This is a genomic window from Bacillus cereus group sp. BfR-BA-01379 (genome assembly GCF_022663605.1).
GTDB lineage: Bacteria > Bacillota > Bacilli > Bacillales > Bacillaceae_G > Bacillus_A > Bacillus_A mobilis.
This window is the reverse complement of the sequence record NZ_JAKUFT010000299.1, coordinates 1-228: the sequence shown is the minus strand read 5'-3', so window position 1 is coordinate 228 and position 228 is coordinate 1. Positions and strand designations below refer to the sequence as shown.

The window sequence follows — 228 nt, the reverse complement described above, 5'->3', positions numbered from 1 at the left end:
ACCTTGAATTCCTTGAGGACCTTGGATTCCCTGTGGACCTTGATCTCCTGTCGCCCCAGTTACTCCTTGTATCCCTTGAGGCCCTTGCACTCCTTGCGCGCCTGTTGGACCTTGGATCCCTTGCACTCCTTGTATTCCTTGCGGGCCTTGTAAACCCGTAACCCCAGTTGCTCCCGTTTCTCCGGTCGCTCCTGTCACTCCTGTTGAGCCCGTAATCCCAGTATCTCC

At 55.7% G+C, this 228-nt stretch carries 1 pseudogene; it reads right to left on the bottom strand.

The window, feature by feature from the left end:
- Positions 1-228, bottom strand: a pseudogene (locus MR113_RS27945) (collagen-like protein); the annotation flags it as partial.